The sequence below is a fragment of the Amycolatopsis sp. NPDC114484 genome (genome assembly GCF_055633755.1).
In genome coordinates this window covers 263479-286288 of the sequence record NZ_JBVKDQ010000004.1, presented here as the reverse complement: position 1 = coordinate 286288, position 22810 = coordinate 263479, and the positions used below count along the sequence as shown (strand labels likewise).

Sequence of the window (22810 nt, the reverse complement as noted above, 5' to 3'; positions counted from 1 at the left end):
GTCCGCCAAACGGATCAGCACCGGAACGGACGTTCGGCGGGCATTCCGCCGTGCCCGGAAATTGCTGGGAGGTCGGGCGATGGCGTTTCCCGGCGCCGCGGCACTGCACCAGACCGGCCGGCTTTACGCGCTGGGGCTCGACGTCGTCCGGCTGACGTTCCGCCGTCCGTTCCAGTTCCGTGAACTCGTGCAGCAGTTCTGGTTCATCGCGAGCGTGTCGATCCTGCCGACCGCGCTGGTGTCGATCCCGTTCGGCGCGGTGATCGCGCTGCACATCGGGTCGCTGACCACGCAGATCGGCGCGCAGTCGTTCACCGGCGCGGCGAGCGTGCTGGCGATCATCCAGCAGGCCAGCCCGATCGTGACCGCGCTGCTGATCGCGGGCGCGGGCGGCAGCGCGATGTGCGCCGACCTGGGTTCGCGCACGATCCGCGAGGAAATCGACGCGATGGAGGTGCTCGGGGTTTCGCCGATCCAGCGGCTGATCGTGCCGCGCGTGCTGGCCGCGATGGGCGTGGCGGTGTTCCTCAACGGCATGGTCAGCGTGGTCGGCGTCCTCGGCGGCTACTTCTTCAACGTGATCATGCAGGGCGGCACGCCGGGCGCGTACCTGGCGAGTTTCTCCGCGCTGGCACAGCTTCCCGACCTGTGGATCAGCGAGATCAAGGCGCTTCTGTTCGGGTTCGTCGCGGCAGTCGTGGCGTCGTATCGCGGGCTGAACCCGCGCGGCGGGCCGAAGGGCGTCGGCGACGCGGTGAACCAGTCCGTCGTGATCACGTTCCTGCTGCTGTTCGTGCTGAACCTGATCCTCACCACGGTATATCTCCAGCTCGTGCCGCCGAAGGGAAGCTGATGGCCACCCCGACTCCGACGCGCGTGCTCGAAGCCATCGACCGCAGGCTGGGCTTCCTCGACACTCTCGGCGACCAGATCCTGTTCTTCCTGCGCGCGCTCGGCTGGGTGCCGCGCGCGGTGCGCCGGTACCTGCGCGAGATCGTCCGGCTGCTGGCCGAGGTGAGCTTCGGCAGCGGCGCACTGGCGGTCATCGGCGGGACGATCGGCGTGATGGTCGGGATGACCGTCGCGACCGGGACTGTCGTTGGGCTGCAAGGGTATTCGGCACTGAACCAGGTGGGCACTTCGGCGTTCGCCGGGTTCATCTCGGCGTACTTCAACACGCGCGAGATCGCGCCGCTGGTAGCCGGGCTGGCGTTGTCGGCGACGGTCGGCTGCGGGTTCACCGCGCAACTGGGCGCGATGCGGATCTCGGAGGAGATCGACGCGCTCGAGGTGATGGGCATCCCGAGCGTGCCGTATCTGGTGACCACGCGGGTGATCGCCGGGTTCATCGCGGTGATTCCGCTGTACGCGGTGGGGCTGTTGTCGTCGTATCTCGCGTCGCGGCAGGTCACGGTGTGGGGCTTCGGCCAGTCAGCGGGCACATATGACCATTACTTCCTGCTGTTCCTGCCACCCGGCGACGTGCTCTGGTCATTCGGGAAAGTGCTGATCTTCAGCGTCGTCGTGGTGCTCGCGCATTGCTATTACGGCTTCCGCGCGAGCGGCGGCCCGGCTGGCGTCGGCGTCGCGGTCGGGCGGGCGGTGCGGACGGCGATCGTCGCGATCAGCGTCCTCGACTTCTTCCTCAGCCTCGCTATCTGGGGCGCCACGACGACGGTCCAGGTGGCCGGATGAACCGGCGCTGGCACAAGACCCGAGTCCGCACCGCCGGGGTGCTGTTCCTGGCGGCGCTGTCGGCGTTCGTGCTGCTCACGGTCAAGATCTACAACAAGGACTTCACCACCACGGTCCCGGTGACGCTGCGGGCCGATCGCGTCGGCAACCAGCTGCGCGCGGGCGGGCAGGTGAAGGCGCGCGGGGTGGTCGTCGGCGAGGTCCGGGGCGTGCACGCGGTCCGCGGCGGCGCGGAGATCTCGCTGGCGCTGGAGCCGGAGCAGGTGAAGTGGCTGCCGGTCAACGTTTCCGCGTTGCTCGTGCCCAAGACCCTCTTCGGCGAACGGTACGTGCAACTGTCCATTCCGGACACTGACCGGCAGCGGCCGTTACGGGCCGGAGACGTGATCTCGCAGGACCGGTCCGCGAACGCGATCGAACTGGAGCGCGTCTTCGACAACCTGCTGCCGGTGCTGAAAGCCGTGCAGCCGCAGAAACTCGCGACCACGCTGACCGCGGTTTCCACTGCGCTGCAAGGCCGGGGCGCGCAATTGGGCCAGACGCTGGCGACCGCCTCGGACTATCTGCGACGGTTCAACCCGAACCTGCCGCAGCTGGACCGAAACGTGCGCGACCTCGCCACCGTCACCCAGATGTACGGCGACATCGCACCCGATCTGCTCGACGCGCTCACCGATTCGTCGGTCACCCTCGGCACGGTCAACGCGAAACGCACGGACCTCGGCTCGCTGTATCAGCAGGTCACGACGTCGTCGCGGGACCTCACGACGTTCCTTCGGCAGAACCGGAACAACATCATCGCGTTGTCCTCCGACAGCCGCGCGCCGCTCGAAATCGGTGCTAAGTACTCCCCCAGCTTCCCTTGCACTCTACAGGCGCTCACCGACTTGAAACCGTCGATGGACCGGGTCCTCGGCGCTGGGTCGAAGGAACCCGGAATACACGTCGAGGTCACCGTGTCCAAGCCACGCGGGAAATACGTGCCAGGCAAGGACGATCCGGCGTATACCGAGAAAACCGGCCCGCGCTGCTACCCGAGCGGAGTGGTGCCGACCACCGGCACGCCGGCGACCATGCCGTCCACCGGCGACCTCGGCATCGCGAATTCCCCGCAGGAGCAACAGTTCCTGGCTTCGCTGGTCGCGCCGTCGCTGGGCCTGCCCACCGCTGACGTGCCGACGTGGGGCAGCGTGCTCGTCGGCCCGCTCTACCGCGGAACGGAGGTGACGGCGAAGTGAGAAACCTTGCCGCTCCCCTGGTCAAAAGCTTGATCTTCATCCTGGTCACGGTCCTCGCGACGGTTATTCTCGCGTTGTCGATCACTGGCGGCTCGGTCGGCGGGAGCCAGCGGTACGGAGCCACTTTCGTCGATGCCACCGCGTTGAACGTCGGCGATGACGTGCGGATTTCCGGCGTGAAGGTCGGGCAGATCGAAGACCTCGGCGTGGTCGACTACAACCGCGCGCACGTCAGCTTCTCGCTCGAGAACGGCCGCACGGTGCCCGCCAACGTGACCGCGGTGATCAAGTACCGCAACATGGTCGGCCAGCGCTATCTCTCCCTGGAACGTCCCCGCGACAACACCGGAGTACTGCCGCCGGGCGGCGAAATCCCGCTCGACCGCACGACTCCGGCGCTCGATTTGACCGATCTGTTCAACGGCTTCAAACCGCTCTTCCAAGCGCTGTCGCCCAAGGACGTCAACGACCTGTCCGGCGAGATTGTCCAGGTGCTGCAAGGAGAAGGCGGCACGGTGGCCGAACTGCTGCAGCACACCGGATCGCTCACCAGCACCCTCGCCAGCCGTGACCGGGTGATCGGCGAGGTGATCGGCAACCTGAACTCGGTGCTGAAAACCGTGAACGGCAAGGGAGATTCACTGGCGACGCTGGTGTCGACCCTCCGGCAGCTCGTGTCCGGCCTCGCCGAGGACCGCACAGCGATCGGCGACGCGGTGTCCGGGCTGGCCGAACTGACGCAGTCGACCAGCGGGCTGCTCACCGAAATCCGGCCCGGGCTGAAGGACAGCATCTCCGGTCTCGACGCGCTGACCCGGAACCTGAACAAGGGGGAAGCCGACGTGGACAAGGCTCTGACCACGTTGCCGCGCAAGATGAACGGCATCGGCACGCTCGGGTCGTACGGCTCGTGGATGAACTTCTACCTCTGCAGCGCCACCTTGGAAACGACACCGCCGCGAGGCGTGCCGGCGACCGCGGCGAGGTGCGGCGCGTGAAGTCGTTCCGGGAGCGCAATCCGCTCGTGCTGGGGGTCGTCGGCAGCGTCGCGCTGGCCGCGATACTCACCGGCACGCTGAACTACCACAACCTGCCGTTCCTCGGCGGCACCACTTACCAAGCCGAATTCACCGAGGCAGCCGGGCTGCAGGCGGACGACGAGGTGCGGATCGCCGGGATCAAGGTCGGCGAAGTGTCCCAAGTGGACCTCGACGACGACCACGTGCTGGTCAGCTTCCGGGTGAAGAACGCCTGGATCGGCGACCGGACGTCGGCGCAGATCAAGATCAAAACGTTGCTGGGCCGGAAGTTCCTCGCCCTCGACCCGTCCGGCCGCGCGGAGCAGAACCCGGACCAGCCGATCCCGCGCGACCGCACGGTGACCCCGTACGACGTGACCGACGCGTTCAACGGCCTCGCGGACACCGCGGGCGCGATCGACACGAAACAGCTCGCGACCAGCTTCTCCACGATCAGCGACACCTTCCGCAATTCGCCACAGCACGTCCGCACCGCACTCGATGGGCTCAGCGCGCTGTCGAAAACGGTCTCGTCGCGCGACAACGAGATCGCCGAACTGCTGGCCAACGCGCGCAAACTGACCACCACCCTCGCCAACTCGAACGACGACTTCGAGAAACTCGTCAAGGACGGCGATCTGCTGCTCACCGAACTGGACCACCGCCGCGAAGCGATCCATCAGCTGCTCGTCGGAACGCAGCAGCTCGCGAAGCAGCTGTCCGGCTTGGTTTCGGACAACACCGCGCAGCTCGCTCCGGCGTTAAAGCAGCTCGACCAGGTCACCGATCTGCTGCAACGCCAAGACGCGAACCTCACGCAAAGCCTCAAGCTCGCCGGACCGTACTTCCGCGTGCTGAACAACACCGCGGGCAACGGCCGCTGGCTCGACAGCTACCTGTGCGGCCTCCTCCCGGAGCACCGCGATCCGTGCACCCCGCCGAAGGGAGGCGCGAAATGACCGCGCGCACCTACCGTTTCGTCGTCTTCCTGCTGGTCCTGGCCTTGGTGATCTGCGGCGTGATGTGGTGGGTGTTCTCCGGTTCCGGCCGATACCGCGTCACGGCGTACTTTTCACGGGCCGTCGGTGTCTACAGTGGATCCGACGTCCGGGTGCTCGGGGTGAAGGTCGGCGAAGTCACCGCGGTTCTTCCGCAGGGCGGCCAGGTCCGTGTCGACTTATCGGTAGATCCGCACATCCCGGTCGCCGCCGACACCACCGCGCTGGTCATCGCGCCGAGCGTGGTCGCGGACCGCTACGTCCAGCTGGGCAAACTCGCCCGGAGTGGTCCGCGCTTGGCCGACGGCGCGGTGATCGGCACCGACCGCACGGGCACGCCGGTGGAGCTGGACCAGCTGTACTCCAGCCTGGACACGCTGAGCAAAGCACTCGGCCCGAACGGCGCGAACTCCCAAGGCGCGTTGTCGGATCTCTTGCGCACCGGCGCGGCGAACCTGGACGGCAACGGCAAGGCGTTCAACACCTCCGTCCGCGACTTCGCCCGCCTCGCGCGCACGCTGGCGGGCAACTCCTCGGATCTGTTCGGAACGGTCGACGAGCTGCAGAAGTTCACCACCATGCTCGCCACGAACGACCACCAGGTCGCGGACGTGAACCAGCAGCTGGCCAAGGTGTCCGGAACCCTCGCCGCGAACCGCTTCGAACTGTCCGACGCGCTGCGCTCGCTGGGCAGCGCGCTCGCCTCCGTCCAGGGCTTCATCCGGGACAACCGCGCCGCCCTCAAGTCCAATGTAGACAAGCTGGCCAAGACGACACAGATTCTGGTCGACCAACGCGCTTCGCTGGCCGAAGCGCTGGACGTCGCCCCGCTGGCGGCCCAGAACGTGCTGAACGCGGTCGATCCGGCCACCGGACGGCTGCAGGGCCGCGCTGACCTGCTGGATTACCTGCCGATCCCGACAACGGACGTGGCTGTGACGGGAGGCGGCCGATGAAGGCGCGACGGCTTTTCCTGGCGCTGGCGGTGAGCACGCTCGCCGGCTGCGCGGCACCCGGCGGCTTCCGGGGCGTCTACGACCTCCCGCTGCCCGGCGGCGCGGACCTCGGCGCGCATCCGTACGAGATCACCGTCCAGTTCGCCGACGTCCTCGACCTGGTCCCGCAGGCCGCGGTGAAGGTGGACGACGTCCCGGTCGGGCGCGTCCAGTCGATCCGGCTGGGCTCCGACGGCTGGACCGCCGAAACCGTCCTGGCGGTGAACGGCGACATCCATCTGCCCGCGAACGCCATCGCGCGGTTGCGGCAATCGTCGCTGCTGGGCGAGAAATTCGTCGAACTGGCCGCACCGGTCGAGTCGCCTTCCGGGCAGCTGGGCGACAAAGCCGTCATCCCGGTGTCGCGAACCAACCGCAACCCGGAGTTCGAGGAGATCTTCGGCGCGCTGTCCCTGCTGCTCAACGGCGGCGGAATCGGCCAGCTGCAGACGATCAACCGCGAACTGACGAAGGCCATGGACGGCAACGAGGAAGAGATCCGCAGCTTCCTGGCCGGGGTCAACCAGCTCATGACGAACCTGGACGCCCACCGCCGCGACATCACCGCCGCGCTGGACGGTCTCAACCACCTCTCCGCGACGCTGGCCGACCGCAACTCGCAGATCGCCGACGCCCTCACCGACCTGACCCCGGGGTTGAAGACCCTCACCGACCAGCGACCGCAACTGGTGACGATGCTGCAGTCACTGGACCAACTGTCCACAGTGGCCACCGACGTCACGAACAAGAGCCGCGACGACCTGGCCGCCGACCTGCGCGCGCTCGCCCCCATCCTGCGCCGTCTCGCCGAGGCCGGGCAAAACCTGCCCAAGGCGCTGGAAATCCTGCCCTCGTTCCCGTTCACCGACCCCGTGCTGGACGCGATCAAGGGCGACTACGTGAACGTCTACGCCTCGATGGTTCCCGGCCCCGGTGTCCCGCTGCCTCCGCCCGGCCAAGGCGTCCCGCCAGGACTCCCGACCCTCCCGCTCTCGTCCGGGGGCAACTGATGCTCACCAGACGGATCCGGCTTCAGGTCCTCGCCTTCGTGATAGTCGCGTTGGCGGCGACTTCTTTCGTCGGCGCGAAATATGCCGGAATCGCGCGCCTTCTCGGCACCGGTACCTACACCGTCCGCCTGGAGCTTTCGGAAGGCGGCGGCATCTTCACCAACGGCGAGGTCACCTACCGAGGCGTGGCAGTCGGCCGGATCGGCCCACTGCGCCTGACCGACCACGGCATGGAAGCGGATCTGCTGCTGGACACCTCGGCGCCGAGAATCCCTTCGAACTCGCGCGCAATCGTCGCGAACCGCTCTGCCGTCGGCGAGCAATACGTCGACCTGCAACCGTCAACCGACCGCGGACCCTATCTGGAGGACGGCAGCGTAATCCCGCGCAGCGCGACCAGCCTGCCGCTCCCCGTGCAAACTTTCCTGTCCGATGTGGACTCCTTGACCGCTTCGGTCCCGACCGCGGACCTGCGCACGGTGGTGAACGAACTGGACAACGCTTTGCAAGGCAGCGGTCCAGATCTGCAACTGCTGATGGACACCGCGAGATCCTTCACGAACTCCGCCTCCGCCCACCTGCCCGAGACAGTAAAACTCATCGATGACGGCTCGACGGTGCTGAAAACCCAAGCCGCCTCCTCGACGGAGTGGCGAGACTTCAGCCGAAACGCCCGACTGTTCGCCTCCCAACTGGCCTCCTCGGACGGCGACCTGCGGAAACTGATCGCGACCGCCCCGCCCGCCGCTTCCCAAGTGACCGGTTTGCTGCGGGACACCAGCCCAGGCCTGCCGATCCTGATGGCAAACCTGCTGACGACGGCCGACGTCTTCAGCGCCCGCACCGACGGTCTGGAGCAGTTGCTGGTGACCCTGCCGAAAACCGTGGCCGCGACGTCGTCGTCCATCACCCCTGACGGCGGGAAGCTGTCGCTGGCCTTGACGTTCTTCGACCCGCCGCCGTGCCGGAAGGGGTATGAGAGCACGAAATACCGCAGCAGCGCGGAACTGCCGGTGCTCCCGTTCAACACCTCCGCGGCCTGCACCCTGCCCACCGGGGACCCGTCTTCGGTGCGCGGATCGCAGAACGCGCCGCATCGCGGAGTCCCGGAACCAGCCAAACCCGGCGGCCTTCCGGGGGCGGTCGGAGGGCTTCCGACGTCGACTGATCTGGAGGAGATGCTGTGGCTACGCCGGGGAAACTGAGGGTGTCGCCGGGGGCTGCTTCTTCCGGTGGTGTCGCTTTGCCGCGTGCTGGCGAGGCTGCCGATTCCCGTTCCGGTGCTGGCGGTTCCGGGCGTTCTGCCGTTGGTGAGTCCGCTGAGTCCACTGACACCGCTGCCTCACGCGCCGACGAGTCAGCTGACTCGGCCTCAACCACCGACGGCTCAACAGGCCTGGCCTCAACCGCCAGCGACTCAACCGGCCCGGCCTCAACCACCGGCGACTCAACCAGCCCCGCCTCAACCACCAGCGACTCAGCTAGCCTCGCCTCGACCGCTGCCGATCCCTCCACCGACCCAGCCTCAATCACCGCCGATCCCTCCACCACAGCCCTTGCCGCCAAACCCCGCCGCACCCTGACGTGGGCCGCCGGAATCGCCCTGACCGCAGCCACCGCTTTCGCCGCCTGGTCAGCCTGGTCCTGGCACGCCGCCGCAACCGCCCCCACCGCAACCGCCGGCGAGGCCAGAGACGAGGCCGCCACCGCCGGCCGCACCCTGATCGCCACCGTCACCACCTTCGACCCCCAACACCGCGACCAAGACCTAGCCCATTGGCAAGCCGCGACAACCGGATCGCTCCAAGCAACCCTGCCCAGCAACATCCCACCCGACGGCTCCGCCACCACCGGCCACGTCCTCGACGCCGGCCTCTCCGACCTCGACGCCGAAGCCGGCACCGCGAAACTCCTCGCCTCAGTGGAAATCACCGTCACCAAGGACGGTGCCGCCCAGCCCATCCGCCGGACCCGCCTGGCCGCGACCCTGGCCCGCACGGCGTCAGGCTGGAAACTCAGCTCCCTGGAGCAGTTGGGGGTAGCCGGATCATGAAGCTCACCCCGCGCTGGTCGAAGTCCCGCACCGCCCCCGCCGACGACCCGGCGGACGCAACCGAATCCGCCCACCCGTCCGCTGCCGCTGCCACTCCGCCAGCTAGCACAGCCCCGCCCCCGCCCAACGCCACTCAACCAGCCAGCACAGCCCCGCATCTGCCCACTGCCGCAGCCACTAAACCAGCCAACACTGCCCCGCACGCGCCCACCACCGGAGCCACTCAGCCAGCCAGCACAGCCCCTCACCCGCCCACCGCCGCAGCCTCCCAACCAGCCAACACAACCCCGCACCTGTCCACCGCCGGAATCACCCAGCCAGCCAACCCAGCCCAGTACCCGTCCACTGCCGCAGCCACTCCGCCAGCCAACACAACCCCGCCCCCGCCCACCGCCACGGAATCCATCGGCTCAACCCCCGAGCAATCCGCGACCACCTCCACCCCCGCCAACGCCCGCCGCCTCCCCGCACTCCTCCTGACCTTGACCGCCCTCCTCACCGCCGCCGGCGTCTGGTGCACCGTCGAAGCCCGCTCCACCTCCGCGTCCGCCGCCGCCTCCAACCACGCGCTGACCGATCAACCCGCCACCGCCGAAGTCACCTCCGCCATCAGCCTCACCCTCAACAAGATCTTCTCCTACACCTACGACAAAACCGACGTCACCGAGAACGCCGCCGCGACCCTGCTCCGCGGCCACGCCCGCGATTCCTACGAGAAACTCTTCGCCCAGGTCCGCACCATGGCCCCGCAACAACGGCTGACCCTCACCTCCCGAGTCTCCGCCACCTCCGTCCAGCAGCTCGCCGAAGACCACGCACAGTTGCTCGTTTTCCTGGACCAATCCGCCGCGAGGGGGAATTCCGCCACCCCGGAGACGGCTGCCGCACAACTGTCCGTCACCGCTCAGCGAATTGACGGAAACTGGTACGTCACCGATCTCGCACCCCGATGAAATTCTGTTTCCTCACCGCCGAAGGAGTACCGTCATGCCCATTTCCCGGATCGCCCGAATCGGCGTGCTCGCAGCGGCCGCCGTGACCGCGGTCAGCCTCGCCTCCGCCGTTCCTGCGTCGGCGACCGAAATACCCATTCCGATCTCTTACTCGGTAACGGGCAGCACGGTCGTGAAGAAGACCGGCAGCACGCTCGACCTCGGCCCCGGAACTCTCGCCGGAAATCTCCTGGTCGACGACCAAACCGGAGCCGTCGGCCTCAACGCCAACCTGCAATTGCCGCCGTCCACCGCGCATATTTCACTGCTCGCCGGCGGTTTCAAGATCAAGGCGACGGTCACCGTCACCCCGACCGCGCCCGCGACCGGCAGCCTCGCGAACGGCACCCTCACCACCCACGAAACAGCGAACATGGAGATCAGCGACATCTGGGCGGGCCCGATCGTGCCGGTCTTCCCGGTGCCGACCGTGCCCGGAAGCTGCACCACCGTCAAGCCGATCGACCTGACCCTGAGCGCGGCGAACGTCGACATCACCAAGCCGATCAACCTCACCGGCAATTACACCATTCCAGACTTCAAGAACTGCTTCATCGCCGATCTCGCACTCGGCGCACTGGTGTCCGGACCGGACAACACGATCTCCCTCACCCTGACCTCCAAGAACTGATCAACACCAGGAAAAAGGGGCACCGGAAACTGTTCCGGTGCCCCTTTTTCGCATACCTGATCTTCCGGGAATTGTCACACTCGCACGAAACGCCGATACTGTTTACGCCGCCGCTGACAAAAGAATCGGTCCAGTTGCCGGCCCGCGAACCAGGCGCGGACCAGGGTTGTTGCCGACTGAACTCACGGGTAACCTTGGGCTCGCGGCCGGGATTCCCTACCGAGCCGATCCCCGTTCCCGGCGAATGTCCCGGAACGGAATCCGCGGAAACCTCCGTCCCCACTGCGCAGGATCGCCGCGAAAACTGCAGTCCGATCTAAGGAGAATGGTATGCCCCGGCTCAGCAAACTGTCCACGGGCGTGGTGACCGGTGTCGCCGTAGGCGCGATCGCGGTCCTGACCGCGGGCACGGCCTCGGCCGCCACCGCGACCTACCAGGCCGGCCCCGCGACCTACAGCTGCACGTTCCCGGCCATCCCGGCACAGAACGTGGCGGTCACCGCGCAGTTCAACGGCCCGGACACGATCCCCGTGAACGGCACCACGACCCCCACCAACGTGTCCGGCACCGCGACCATCTCCGCGCTGGTCCACGCGCTGCTCACCGCCGCGGGTTACGACGGGATCCGCGGCACCGCCGACGTCCCGATCACCGTCGACAACGGTTCGCTCTCCCCGTCGGACGCCTCCGGCCTGCAGATCCCGGAGCAGATCTACCCGGCGGGCGGCCCGATCACGGTGAACATCGCGCAGACGTCGACCTCGTCGATCCCGACCTACACCGCGCCGAGCAGCCCCGGCACGGTGACGTTCGGCCTCGACACGGGCCTCTCCGCGCAACTGGAGTTCCACAAGGCGTCGGACGGCAGCTGGACTCCTTGGACCATGCAGTGCAGCGCTCCGTCGGGCACCAGCTTCAGCCCCTCGGGCACCATTTCCTGACCCATTCGCGACGGAGGGGCGGCCGAATGCCGCCCCTCCGTTGCCGTTTCCAGGCTCCGCCGGTGAAAGTGCTGCCAGTCACGAAACCCGTTCGGGCACCGGAGAACCGCTTCCATCCAGACCCCGTGAAGCAACCTTCTTCAGACAGCAGGCAACGATCCCCCGACACAGCGAACGAGAGGCGGCTCAATACGAACCCGAGCAGCACCCCAGAAACCGGCTCTGCTCAGCGTCAGAGAACCGGCTCGACGCGACACAAGCAGTCGCGACTTCGTTCCAGCAGGCCAGAAACGCGACCCGCCCGAGCATCGTTCACCGCCTGGCCGCCACTTCAACGACGGCAGCGGATCGACAGATCCGTGATCACCAGGTTGAACTCGTAACCCGCCGACGCACCGGTGACCGGCCCGCACACCGGGGGCTTCGGCACCGTCGCCTGGCTGTAGGTGTTGTTGCCCCAGAGGACCATCGACCCGTCCGCCTTGACCACCAGGTTGTGGTTCCACCCCGCGTCGATGGCGACGACCCCGCTCTTGGCCGCGGCGGGCACGTCCACCTGGCCGTCGTTATCGTGCCCCCAGGCGATCACTCCGCCGTCTTTCAGCGCGAGACCGTGCTCATACCCGGCCGAAATCGCCGTCACCCCGGACTGCGCCGCCGCGGGGACCGTCGACTGGCCGAAAGTGTTGCTCCCCCAGGCAAACACGGAACCGTTCTTCAGCACGAGGCTGTAATCCCCGCCCGCCGAGATCGCGCTGACGCCGGACTGCGCGAAATCCGGCACGTCGGACCGGCTCCCCCAGCTCACCACCCGGCCGTTCGCCAGCAACGCGAGACTGTGCACCGCACTGGCGGAAATCGCCGTGACCCCGCTGGACACCGACGCCGGAAGCTCAGTCTGGCCGTACCAATCGTTCCCCCACGCGTACACCTTGCCGTTCTTGAGCCCAAGGCCGTGCGTCCAGCCGGCGGCGATCTGCGCGGTGCCGGACGACAGTTCCGCAGGCACCTCGCTTTCGCCGAAGTTGTTGTCGCCCCAGGCGAGCACGGCACCGTTCTTGAGCGCCATCGCGAACTCTCCCCCGGCCGAAACCGCGGACAGACCCGAGGTCAGGACCGGCGGCATGGGCGCCGGCGGTTTTTGCGTCCCCCACTGGTAAAGCCCGCCCGCGGCCGTCAATTGCGGGATGTTCGCCGCGCCGGCCGCACTGCCCGTCTGCGTCCCCGCCGCCTTCAGAGGCGTCGGCTGCGGCACGTGCGTCGCGACTGTCGGACCGCTCGACGAGGTCCCTGCCCCCACCACGACGACGGCGGCGACCGCCGTCGCGACCTTGCCCCATCTCCGGCGTCCGGCCGCCATCGCAGCTCCTTCCTCCGAACTTCCCGCAGAGATGTTCCCAGCCCCGCGGCCCCTTCGGGGAAGGCGCGAATTCTTTGTCAGAATCCGATGAAAAACCGGCCCCGAACTAGCTACCGAACATAAGAAAACCCTTTCCTGGCAACGGAAAACCACCGTCGGCCACCCATGCTTGCGCACTGGCGAAACTCACCGGTAACTTCGCTCGGAACCCATTTCCCGACACCGCCCGGGCGAGGAGGCGCATGATGCCGGAAGCACGCGGGCGCTCCGTCCTCCGCCGCCCAGGCCGCCGGGCGGCTTTCACCGCCCTCGCAGTCCTCGGCGCACTGTCGATCGGCACTGGTGCGCTCACCGGCGTCAGCTCCGCCTCGACCGAGACACCCACCCCCGCCGCCCCGCCTCCGTTGTCGGCCGGCGAACAGAAGGTCAGCAAGGACATCGTCCTCGATTGCCCGTTCGCCGCCCCCGCGGGCTCCCAGCAGATCACCCTCACCGCCTCCGCGACCGTGCCCGCGACAGTGCAGGTCGGGTCTGCGCTGAAATTCCGTTCCCTGACCGCGTCTTTCACGCTCCCCCGCGCCGTCGCCACCCAGCTGGCCCCTGTGTCCCCGGACAGCATCCGAGGCGGCCTGACCCTCGACCTCACCGCACATCAAGGCGACAAGAGCACCGCGATCCCCACGCCCTTCACGATCGACGCGACCCCGTTGCCGCCGGCTGGCGACGTCAAGCTCACCGCGACCGCGGATCTGCCGGAACAGGCGATCACCGTCCCCGGCAAGGTCAGCTTCGACGTCGGAGCCCCGGCCATCGCGGTGAAACCGGCTGCCGACGGCGCTGCCGAGGCCGCACCGGTCACCTGCACCCTTCTCCCGGGCCAGACCACGACCCTCGCGTCGGTCCTCGCCACCGGAGCGCCCACCACCGTCCCGAAACCGGACAAGCCGAGCATCGCGCCGCCACCGCCGCCCTCAGCCCACCGCGACGCGGCTTCACCGCAGGACGACCCTCCCTACCCTCTCATCACCCCGCTCGACTACGTCCAGGTCGCCGCGAGTTCATCCATCTACCGGCTGGGCGCGACCGTCGCCAGCGCCCGGACCGGGGTGCTCAACGGAACGTGGACGGTGCTGCTGATCCCGCCCGACTACCTCCAGCACGACCCGAGCACGATCAGCGGAAACGTCGGCTTCCGTCCGGTCGACGCGACATTCCTCGGCTTCGGCTTCGTGCCGGTGACCGCCACCGTCGAGTTCCTGCCCGTCGACTACCACAACTCGAAGCTGATCGAATTCACCGGAAAACTCGTCCTCGCCGGCGATTTCCTGACCACCCACATCCAGGTCATGGCCCGGATGAGCAACGCGAGAATCAACGGCGTGCCGCTGGACCTAGGCCCGGACTGCGTCACCGCCAAGCCGATCTCCCTCAGTCTGTCCGGCGCGTACAGCGCCTTGAAGGGCGGCATCCTCAGCACGAACCCGAATTCGCCCGACCCCGATTACCGCGGTTTCGCCCTGCCGCCATTCGTCCACTGCGGCACTGCCGAACCGCTCAGCCCGCTGCTCACCGGCATGGCCTCGACCACGACGAACGTCAACCAGGCCAAGGTGGTCAACGTCAACTTCGGCTCGTGCCCCGCGAAGGACTATCCGGATCACACCAAGTGCAAGCCCATCCCCAGCACACCGCCTCCTGGCTGAACGAACACCGCACCGGCTGCCGGAACCTGCGACGCCCCGCAAAGCACCGGAATGCGATGCGCGATCACAGGCCATGACGATCCCGGCCAAGCACGCACAGCCACGGCGCAACATTGGTGAAGGACCTAAAACCTGCGCGATCCTCAATCGGAAAATTATGCGCGACAGCAACCGGGTCGGCGCTCGGTGCCGCAATACTGGCTGGATCCCAACCGGCCTCGGCCTCCGGGGGAACGACGTACACGCTCGGAGCGAATCACCCGGTGCAGCTGTCTTGCCTGCTCAGTGCCGTTCACGGGACCAGCTTCCACCGGACGGGGAGACACCGTCGCGTTGAGGGAGTTCGGCGGAACCTTCACCCTTACCGGATTCGTTAGCGCAATCCTCCAAGCCGCAGGAATCGACAAATTACGAGGCCCCGCGGACGGAGACACCTTCGACCTGCCGCTATCGGCCTCCGCAGGCTCGCTGTCGCCGCCTTCTGTCACCGGGTTCACGATCCCTGAAACCACTACCTCGGCAGGCAAGGGAAACGATCCCATCGCGCTGCCGATCGGGTCGACGGCATCGTCGGCCGTCTCCTGCACCGCCACCGACAGTCCAGGAAGCGTTTCGTTCTCGACCACAGGAAACATTTCCAACATCGAGAACTTTACCTTTCGCCTCCAGACTTACTACCGAAATTCCGGCTGGCAAGACCTCCTCACACAGTGCAACCCGACAAGCGAAGTACCCAACTTTTCTCCGAACATGACGATCTCGTAAGCCGCGAAGGGACGTCGCGGGGATGGCCGACCGCCGCAGGCAGCCAACGAGCATCGGCACCCGCGGCACACGGCTCTCCGGTCCCCACGCAGGCCACGGCGGATTCGCCATTCAGCGGCGACTGGGCGAGCCCTCGAGCGAAGTAGGACGACGGGTGGCCGGCACCACGTTCGTCCCGGTGAGATGCGGCGGCCAAGGCAGTCCCGAACGTGGCTGGTCGTCCGCAGCCGCACGCAAGACGAGTTCCATTTCGAACCGCGCGGCCGGATCGCGCAACAGCTCGCCGAACGTCGCCTGCAATTGGCGCATGCGGTACCGCACCGTCTGCGGATGGACTTGCAGACGCTCGGCGATCTCGACCACGTTCGCCTGGCTGTCGAGCCAGGCGCGCAGCGTTTCGAGCAGACGGTCCTGCTGCTTGTCGGTCATGTCCGCCAGGGGGGCGAAAAGCCGGGCCCGGAGGAGCTCGGTCAGCGCACCATCCGAATGAACCAGCAAGGCAGCGAGGTGTTCCTCCGCACGGAGCACCCGTTCACCAGGGATTCGCCCCCTATCGGCGAGAACCAGCGTCCGGCGTGCCCAGCGCAGGGAATCGGCGAGACTGGCGAGCGGCACACACGGCCCAACGGACAGTCGGCAATTCGGCAGCGCTGCCTGGAGAGTCGCCAGCCGGGCACCATTGACCGCGCCGGGTACGACGATGCACGGCTCCGCGGAGTCCAGCTCCGCCAGGACGTCCGAATCCAACGTCGCGTGCCGGCGGGCCCTGCCGTTTAGCGGCGAATGGACGGCAATCGGCGACGCCTGTTCCGGCACGGCCCAACCAGTGAGCTGCGCCAGCTCCGCAATCGCCTTCGGCGGAGCGGCCGGTACCTCCAGCAAGACGCCGAGCAGCCGTCGCCGCCAAGTGTCCAATGCGCCGGCGGTGCGGGCTTTCGCCTCCAAGTAGCCATCCAGCGCGACAGACGCCAATTCGTCCATAAACGCCAACATGGCATCAGCCAGCTGCGACATCACTGCCGACGAAAGACCAGCCCGCCGTCCGACGCGCATGATCCGGCGCCACGACACGCGCGCGCCCACCCGATAGGCCGACTGCAGGGTGTCGAGGCTCCGCCCTTCCCGCATCTCGTTCTGCCCGAGGCGGTGATGCACCTCGTGCGACTGCTCCTTCGACGCCCGCGGGTCGGCGATCTGCGCGACGAACAACGTGATCGCATACTCGACGCCCGCACGGATCGATCTCCCGTACGGACCGTCGAGCGGCCGCGCGTAGGCGGGGATCGTCGCGCGGATTTCGTCGACGATCTCGGCGGACAGACTCGCCAGCTCGGGCCGCAGGATCTCGGCGAGTTTGCGCGGCAGCGCGGCCGGCGGCACAGCGTGATCGAGTCCCCGCTCCACCGACATCGCAGCTCCTTCGCTCCGCCCCGGTTCCCCGGCTGCGCCACAGCGCCGCCGGAAGCCCCCGCATCCGTTGAGGGGTGACACCCGACACATCGAAAAACCAACGCCAAATGTGTCACGAATCCCCGAAGAAACCGATTTCTTGTCACCTTTGTGACAAGTTCACGAGGTCACAACGGCACATCGCGACAACACACCACCAGGCGCGCCACGCCGTGCGTACGAACGGACGAACCTGGGTGCCTGCCTTCAGCGGTGACCCAGCGGGCAACGAAAACGACCACAGAGCGTCACCCGGCAGCACCACCTGCCCTCTTGTAACATATACTTGATACAAGAGGGAGGGGTCCACGATGCAACTCGACTCGGCGATCGCCGTCGCGGGCATCACCGGCCTGTTCGGGCTGATCATCCTCGTCGCGTTGTGGCCGGGCGAGAAGCAAGGCGCTCGGCTGCTCGCGAAATGGGGCGTGCGGAACCCGGCCGCCGACCAGGTGTCGGTGGCCGTGCGCTACCTGCGCCGTCGGCGATTCTGGTATCCCTGGCTGTTCCTCAGCCTCCCGCTCATCCCGGGCGCGACGGATCTCGTCGGCGAACGGAACGCGAGCTCGCTGGTGCTCGTGGTGCTGCTCGGCGGACTCGCCGCCGAAATCCTCGCGCAGCGCCCCTCGCGGGAACCCCGCAGGGAAGCCGTACTCGCACCTCGCGGCGTGCTCGATTTCGCTCCGTTGTGGACGGTCATCGTCTCCGGTCTGGCCACCGTCGCCGCCGTCGTGCATCTCGCCGTTTTGCGGCAATGGGGTCCGCTGGCGGTGACCGTCGGCGCGGCCGCGGTGTCGTGGATCATCGTGCTCCTAGCGGTGCGGCGTCCGGCCGCCGGCGACCCCGAGGTCGACCTGGCACTGCGCGTTCGCAGCGCCCGCGTCGCTCTGGGGCTTGGCACCGGAACGGCTGCCACGCTCGGCTGGACGGTCGGAGACCTCACCTCGTTCCTCGCGTTCGTGTTCACCGTCGCCGCGTTCCTCGCGATCGTCGGCCCGCCGCCGAAGCAGCGCGCGACAACCACGGCAGCGCGGTAAATGCCGCTGCGAGTAGTGGTCGACACCGAAAGCGGAGTCCCGCCCTGGCGTCAGGTGCACGACCAGATAGTCCGCGCGATCACGACCGGCTCCCTCGCCAGGGACGCCCGTCTGCCGCCGATCCGTCAGCTTTCGAGGGACCTCGGGCTCGCCTCCGGGACCGTCGCCCGCGTGTATCGCGAGCTCGAGGCCGCCGGCTGGGTCACCACCGCACGAGCGCGCGGAACCGTCGTGACCGGCCCGGCCGACCGGCCGGATCCGGGCACGCTGCTTCGCAACGCGGCCGCCGAATACGCCCGGCACAGCCGGGAACTCGGGGTCGCGCCGGAGGAAGCCGTCGACGCCGTGCGTGTGGCTTTGGCGAGTCTGGACGCACCGTCGCGGTGAATCGGGCTCTCGTCCGGCCGGCGCGGTTTCGCCGTTCTGTGAACCGTCTTCCGCACGGTCTTGGGCGCACCTCCTTAGTGCCCGTGCGTTCCCGTGGTCCACTCACCGGACGAGGCGCGGATCGTCCCGCCTCGATGCGGAGGTTCAGCCCTCCATCAGCACCCTCCCCACCGCGGCCAGCACGGGTTCCAGCGCGGCGACTTCCGTGCCGGCGCATTCCGTGATGCCCGCTCCGATAACGTCCATTCCGGAAAGTCCTTCGATTGCTTCGGCCAATTCGGCAATTGTGAGCCCGCCGGGCTCCGGATAATTCACTCCGGGGAACTCTTCGGGATCGAGAATGTCCAAATCCACATGCAGATAAACGCGGTCGGCTCCCGCGGCGTTCAGCGCTCCGGCGACGTCGTCGGAGCGCACCGCGAGACCGTCGGCAATCGCTTCTTCTTCCGCGGAATCGAGCGAACGGGTGCCGAACAGCACCGCCCGCCCCCGTTCGAGCGCCGGGCTCGCGGCGAAATCCTTGTCGCCCTCGCCGAGCAGCGACCGCAGCACCATGCCATGGTAGGCGCCCGAGGGTGAAGACTCCGCCGTGTTCAAGTCCGCGTGCGCGTCGAACCACGCGACGCCAAGCGTTGCGCCGTAACGGAAACGCGCGACGCCGATCGGGACCAGCTCGACGCCGCAGTCGCCGCCGATCGTCAGCACCGGGCCAACTGGTGCTTCGAGCGCAGCGAGCTGCAACTGCCGGTTCGTGCCCGTGAGCACGGCCCGGTTGGCTATCCCGGTCACGACGTCGGACGTCGCTACGTCCTGGCGCACGTGGTGCACCGGCTTGCCGAGCACGTGCCCGGCCAGTTCGGAAAGTGCGCGGCAGCCCTCGATCAGCCCCCTTGCCCCGGGGCTGAGCGCGCCCTGCCATTGCGGCACCGCGTTGATCAGCATGCATCGACGCTAGCGCGAACACCCCGGAAAAGGCGAGCCGCAAATGGTGCGAGGGGTCCCCTCGCTCCGTTTTGGAGCGAGGGGACCCCTCGTGCGGCAAAAAGTGGCGCGAGAGCGGGTTATTCGAGCACGATGAGAAGGTCTCCGCCCTCGACCTGCTGAACGGAGGTGATTGCCAGCCGACCGACTTTGCCCGCCGCCGAAGCGGTGATCGACGCTTCCATCTTCATGGCCTCGATCGTCGCCACGGTCGCTCCGGCCGCCACCTGGTCGCCCTCGGCCACCTGCAGCGTCACCACGCCCGCGAACGGCGCGGCGATCTGCTTCGGGTTGCCCTTCTCGGCCTTTTCGGTGGCCGGGATGTCCGAGGCGATGGAACGGTCGCGGATCTGGATCGGCCGCAGCTGGCCGTTCAGCGTGGACATGACGGTCCGCATGCCGCGTTCGTCGGCCTCGCCGATGGCTTCCAGCTCGATGAGCAGCCGGACGCCGGGTTCGAGGTCCACCGAGTACTCCTCGCCCGGGCGCAGACCGTAGAAGAAGTCCTTGCTCGGGAGCACGCTGGTGTCGCCGTACGCGTCGCGGTGCGCGAGGAATTCCTTGGTGGGCCCGGGGAACAGCAGCCGGTTCAACGCGCCGCGGCGGTTGTCGGCGAGTTCCTTGTGGTCCTCTTCGGATAGTTCGGCGACCGGTTTGGCCGCCGAACGGCCTTCGAGCGCCTTGGTGCGGAACGGTTCCGGCCAGCCTCCGGGCGGGTCGCCCAGTTCGCCGCGCAGGAACCCGATCACCGAGTCGGGGATGTCGAACTTGTTCGGCTCCGCCTCGAAGTCCGCCGGGGAAACGCCCGCTCCGACGAGGTGCAGCGCGAGGTCGCCGACCACTTTGGACGAAGGCGTGACCTTCACGAGGTGGCCGAGGATCTTGTCCGCCGCGGCGTACATGGCCTCGATGTCCTCGAACCGGTCGCCGAGGCCCAGCGCGATCGCCTGCGTGCGCAGGTTGGAAAGCTGACCGCCGGGGATCTCGTGGTCGTAGACGCGTCCAGTGGGCGAGGCGAGCCCAGCCTCGAACGGAGCGTAGATCTTGCGGACGCTCTCCCAGTACGGTTCCAGGTCGCCGATCGCGTGCAGGTCGAGGCCGGTGCTGCGGTCCGAGTGGTCGGTCGCCGCGACGATCGACCCGAGCGACGGCTGCGACGTGGTGCCCGCCATCGACGACACGGCACCGTCCACGGCATCGGCACCGGCCTGGATGGCGGCCAGGTAGGTGGCGAGCTGACCGCCGGCGGTGTCGTGCGTGTGGATGTGCACCGGAAGGTCGAATTCCTTGCGCAGTGCGGTCACCAGCCGGGCCGCGGCCGGCGCGCGGAGCAGGCCGGCCATGTCCTTGATAGCCAGGATGTGCGCCCCGGCACCGACGATCTGCTCGGCGAGCTTGAGGTAGTAGTCGAGCGTGTAGAGCTTTTCGTTCGGGTCGGACAGATCGGAGGTGTAGCAGAGCGCGACCTCGGCGACCGCGGTGCCGGTGGCGCGGACGGCTTCGATGGCCGGCCGCATCTGCTCGACGTCGTTGAGCGCGTCGAAGATGCGGAAGATGTCGATGCCGGTCGCGGTGGCCTCTTCGACGAAGGCCGTGGTGACCTCGGTCGGATAAGGCGTGTAACCCACGGTGTTTCGGCCGCGCAGAAGCATCTGCAGGCAGATGTTCGGCACGGCTTTGCGCAGCCGCTCCAGCCGTTCCCACGGATCCTCGGCGAGGAAGCGCAGCGCGACGTCGTAGGTCGCGCCGCCCCAGCACTCCAGGGACAGCAGCTGCGGCACAGTCGCGGCGACGACCGGGGCGACGGCGAGCAGATCCTTCGTCCGGACGCGCGTCGCGAGCAGCGACTGATGTGCGTCGCGGAAGGTGGTGTCAGTGACGCCGAGCTGCGGCGTTTCCCGCAGCCAGCGCGCGAATCCCTCCGGGCCGAGTTCGGTCAGCCGCTGCTTGGAGCCGTCCGGAGGAGTGAGGTCCGCGGGCAGTTTCGGCAGCTTCGCCGCGGCCTCGGGAGTGCGGGGACGCTCGCCGTTCGGACGATTCACCGTTTGGTCGGCGAGGTAGGTGAGCAAGCGCGTGCCGCGGTCGGCGGAGTGGCGTGCGGTCAGCAGATGCGGCCGTTCCTCGATGAACGACGTGGTGACGTTGCCCGCGCGGAAGTCCGGGTCGTCCAGCACCGCCTGGAGGAACGGGATGTTCGTCGCCACTCCGCGGATACGGAACTCGGCGACCGCGCGGCGGGCCCGGCCGACCGCGGTGCGGAAATCGCGGCCGCGGCAGGTGAGCTTCACCAGAAGCGAGTCGAAGTGGGCGCTGATCTCGGTGCCGGAGAAAGCGGTTCCGCCGTCGAGCCGGATGCCCGAACCGCCGGGCGAGCGGTAGGCGCTGATCATGCCGATGTCCGGGCGGAAACCGTTGGCCGGGTCCTCGGTCGTGATGCGGCACTGGAGCGCCGCGCCGCGCAGGTAGATCTTGTCCTGCGACAGGCCGAGGTCGTCGAGAGTTTCCCCGGAAGCGATCCGCAGCTGGGATTGGACGAGGTCGACGTCGGTGACCTCTTCGGTGACCGTGTGCTCGACCTGGATGCGCGGGTTCATCTCGATGAACACGTGCTTGCCCTGGCGGTCCAGCAGGAATTCGACCGTGCCCGCGTTGCGGTAGCCGATCTGCCGGGCGAATTTCACGGCATCGGCGCAGATGCGGTCGCGCAGTTCGGGGTCGAGGTTCGGCGCGGGGGCCAGCTCGACGACCTTCTGGTGGCGACGCTGCACGGAACAGTCGCGCTCGAAGAGATGGATCACGTTGCCCTCGCCGTCGGCGAGGATCTGGACCTCGATGTGCCGCGGTTCGACCACGGCCTTCTCCAGGAACACGGTCGGGTCGCCGAACGCGGACTCGGCCTCGCGCGCGGCGGCCTCGATCGACTCGCGCAGCAAAGCCGGGTCCTCGACGCGGCGCATGCCTCGCCCGCCGCCACCGGCGACCGCCTTGACGAACACCGGGAAGCCGAGTTCGTCGGCCGCCGCGACCAGTTCGTCGACGTTGCTGGACGGCTGCGACGAACCGAGCACCGGAACACCGGCCTCGCGCGCCGCCTTGACCGCGCGCGCCTTGTTGCCGGTCAGTTCGAGGATATCGGCGCTCGGGCCGACGAAGGTGATCCCCGCTTCTTCGCAGGCCCTGGCCAGGTCGGGGTTCTCCGACAGGAAGCCATAGCCCGGATAGACCGCGTCCGCCCCCGCCTTCTTGGCGGCCTTGACGATCTCCTCGACCGAGAGATACGCGCGGACCGGATGGCCCGGTTCGCCGATCTCGTAGGCCTCGTCGGCCTTCAGCCGGTGCAGAGAGTTGCGGTCTTCGTGCGGGAACACAGCCACTGTGCCCGCGCCCAGTTCGTAGCCTGCGCGGAACGCCCGGATCGCGATTTCGCCGCGATTGGCCACCAGCACTTTGCGGAACATGCCCGGTCCTTCCCTTTTCGGATCGGTATCGAAGGCACGTTACCCGGTTCGTCCCGCGGTGCGGGAGCCGTAGTCCAGGTGATGGACATCATGCACG

20 protein-coding genes are annotated in these 22810 nt (G+C 67.7%); 16 read left to right on the top strand and 4 right to left on the bottom strand.

What is annotated here, in order from left to right; all coding sequences use genetic code 11:
- The first annotated feature begins 79 nt into the window (after window positions 1–79).
- The 12 genes from ACZ7SW_RS13715 to ACZ7SW_RS13660 all read left to right on the top strand — a co-directional run bounded on the left by ACZ7SW_RS13715 (window position 80) and on the right by ACZ7SW_RS13660 (window position 11573).
- The gene (locus tag ACZ7SW_RS13715; protein ID WP_009074192.1) at window positions 80–853 is read left to right on the top strand and encodes an MlaE family ABC transporter permease; all 774 of its coding nucleotides are present in this window, start codon (window positions 80–82) and stop codon (window positions 851–853) included.
- Entirely contained in the window at window positions 853–1695 is an 843-nt protein-coding gene (locus ACZ7SW_RS13710) for an MlaE family ABC transporter permease (protein ID WP_037712855.1), read from the top strand. Before ACZ7SW_RS13715 ends, ACZ7SW_RS13710 begins: the two co-directional genes overlap by 1 nt.
- A complete protein-coding gene (locus ACZ7SW_RS13705) occupies window positions 1692–2933 on the top strand; it encodes an MCE family protein (protein ID WP_470230722.1) in 1242 nt (413 codons plus the stop codon). Before ACZ7SW_RS13710 ends, ACZ7SW_RS13705 begins: the two co-directional genes overlap by 4 nt.
- Window positions 2930–3931 carry an MCE family protein gene (locus ACZ7SW_RS13700; RefSeq protein ID WP_470230721.1) on the top strand — a complete coding sequence of 334 codons (1002 nt, stop codon included), beginning with the start codon at window positions 2930–2932 and terminating at the stop codon, window positions 3929–3931. Before ACZ7SW_RS13705 ends, ACZ7SW_RS13700 begins: the two co-directional genes overlap by 4 nt.
- Window positions 3928–4911, top strand: coding sequence for an MCE family protein (locus tag ACZ7SW_RS13695; protein WP_470230720.1), 984 nt, complete (start codon window positions 3928–3930; stop codon window positions 4909–4911). Before ACZ7SW_RS13700 ends, ACZ7SW_RS13695 begins: the two co-directional genes overlap by 4 nt.
- On the top strand, window positions 4908–5906 hold the full coding sequence (locus ACZ7SW_RS13690) for an MCE family protein (protein ID WP_470230719.1): 999 nt from the start codon (window positions 4908–4910) through the stop codon (window positions 5904–5906). The genes ACZ7SW_RS13695 and ACZ7SW_RS13690 overlap by 4 nt, the downstream gene beginning before the upstream one ends.
- Window positions 5903–6955, top strand: coding sequence for an MCE family protein (locus ACZ7SW_RS13685; RefSeq protein ID WP_470230718.1), 1053 nt, complete (start codon window positions 5903–5905; stop codon window positions 6953–6955). The genes ACZ7SW_RS13690 and ACZ7SW_RS13685 overlap by 4 nt, the downstream gene beginning before the upstream one ends.
- Window positions 6955–8160 (top strand): MCE family protein, encoded by a 1206-nt coding sequence (locus tag ACZ7SW_RS13680; RefSeq protein ID WP_470230717.1) that lies wholly within the window; start codon window positions 6955–6957, stop codon window positions 8158–8160. Before ACZ7SW_RS13685 ends, ACZ7SW_RS13680 begins: the two co-directional genes overlap by 1 nt.
- The gene (locus ACZ7SW_RS13675) at window positions 8139–9008 is read left to right on the top strand and encodes a hypothetical protein (RefSeq protein WP_470230716.1); all 870 of its coding nucleotides are present in this window, start codon (window positions 8139–8141) and stop codon (window positions 9006–9008) included. Before ACZ7SW_RS13680 ends, ACZ7SW_RS13675 begins: the two co-directional genes overlap by 22 nt.
- A gap of 482 nt (window positions 9009–9490) precedes the next feature.
- The gene (locus tag ACZ7SW_RS13670; protein WP_470230715.1) at window positions 9491–9961 is read left to right on the top strand and encodes a hypothetical protein; all 471 of its coding nucleotides are present in this window, start codon (window positions 9491–9493) and stop codon (window positions 9959–9961) included.
- A gap of 34 nt (window positions 9962–9995) precedes the next feature.
- A complete protein-coding gene (locus ACZ7SW_RS13665) occupies window positions 9996–10631 on the top strand; it encodes a hypothetical protein (RefSeq protein WP_470230714.1) in 636 nt (211 codons plus the stop codon).
- Window positions 10632–10961: 330 nt separating this feature from the next.
- Entirely contained in the window at window positions 10962–11573 is a 612-nt protein-coding gene (locus tag ACZ7SW_RS13660; protein ID WP_470230713.1) for a DUF6801 domain-containing protein, read from the top strand.
- A gap of 331 nt (window positions 11574–11904) precedes the next feature.
- Here the strand turns inward: ACZ7SW_RS13660 and ACZ7SW_RS13655 are convergent, their stop codons facing one another.
- Window positions 11905–12933 (bottom strand): RCC1 domain-containing protein, encoded by a 1029-nt coding sequence (locus ACZ7SW_RS13655; protein WP_470230712.1) that lies wholly within the window; start codon window positions 12931–12933, stop codon window positions 11905–11907.
- Window positions 12934–13178: 245 nt separating this feature from the next.
- Here ACZ7SW_RS13655 and ACZ7SW_RS13650 point away from each other — a divergent pair, with 245 nt between their 5' ends.
- Both ACZ7SW_RS13650 and ACZ7SW_RS13645 read left to right on the top strand, forming a co-directional pair.
- Window positions 13179–14636, top strand: coding sequence for a DUF6801 domain-containing protein (locus ACZ7SW_RS13650; RefSeq protein ID WP_470230711.1), 1458 nt, complete (start codon window positions 13179–13181; stop codon window positions 14634–14636).
- Window positions 14637–14969: 333 nt separating this feature from the next.
- Window positions 14970–15401 carry a hypothetical protein gene (locus tag ACZ7SW_RS13645; RefSeq protein ID WP_470230710.1) on the top strand — a complete coding sequence of 144 codons (432 nt, stop codon included), beginning with the start codon at window positions 14970–14972 and terminating at the stop codon, window positions 15399–15401.
- A 111-nt stretch (window positions 15402–15512) separates the two neighbouring features.
- Here ACZ7SW_RS13645 and ACZ7SW_RS13640 read toward each other — a convergent pair whose 3' ends face one another.
- On the bottom strand, window positions 15513–16811 hold the full coding sequence (locus tag ACZ7SW_RS13640; RefSeq protein WP_470230709.1) for a PucR family transcriptional regulator: 1299 nt from the start codon (window positions 16809–16811) through the stop codon (window positions 15513–15515).
- Between the two features lie 350 nt (window positions 16812–17161).
- Here ACZ7SW_RS13640 and ACZ7SW_RS13635 point away from each other — a divergent pair, with 350 nt between their 5' ends.
- Together ACZ7SW_RS13635 and ACZ7SW_RS13630 are read left to right on the top strand one after the other, a co-directional pair.
- Entirely contained in the window at window positions 17162–17887 is a 726-nt protein-coding gene (locus tag ACZ7SW_RS13635) for a hypothetical protein (RefSeq protein WP_470230708.1), read from the top strand.
- Window positions 17888–18274, top strand: a complete 387-nt coding sequence (locus ACZ7SW_RS13630) for a GntR family transcriptional regulator (RefSeq protein ID WP_470230707.1) — start codon at window positions 17888–17890, stop codon at window positions 18272–18274.
- Between the two features lie 144 nt (window positions 18275–18418).
- On the opposite strand, the gene ACZ7SW_RS13625 is transcribed toward ACZ7SW_RS13630, so the two are convergent.
- Window positions 18419–19216 carry an arginase family protein gene (locus ACZ7SW_RS13625; RefSeq protein ID WP_470230706.1) on the bottom strand — a complete coding sequence of 266 codons (798 nt, stop codon included), beginning with the start codon at window positions 19214–19216 and terminating at the stop codon, window positions 18419–18421.
- Window positions 19217–19335: 119 nt separating this feature from the next.
- Window positions 19336–22713: a pyruvate carboxylase gene (locus ACZ7SW_RS13620; protein WP_470230705.1), complete on the bottom strand. Its 3378-nt coding sequence runs from the start codon at window positions 22711–22713 to the stop codon at window positions 19336–19338.
- Window positions 22714–22810: the final 97 nt, after the last annotated feature.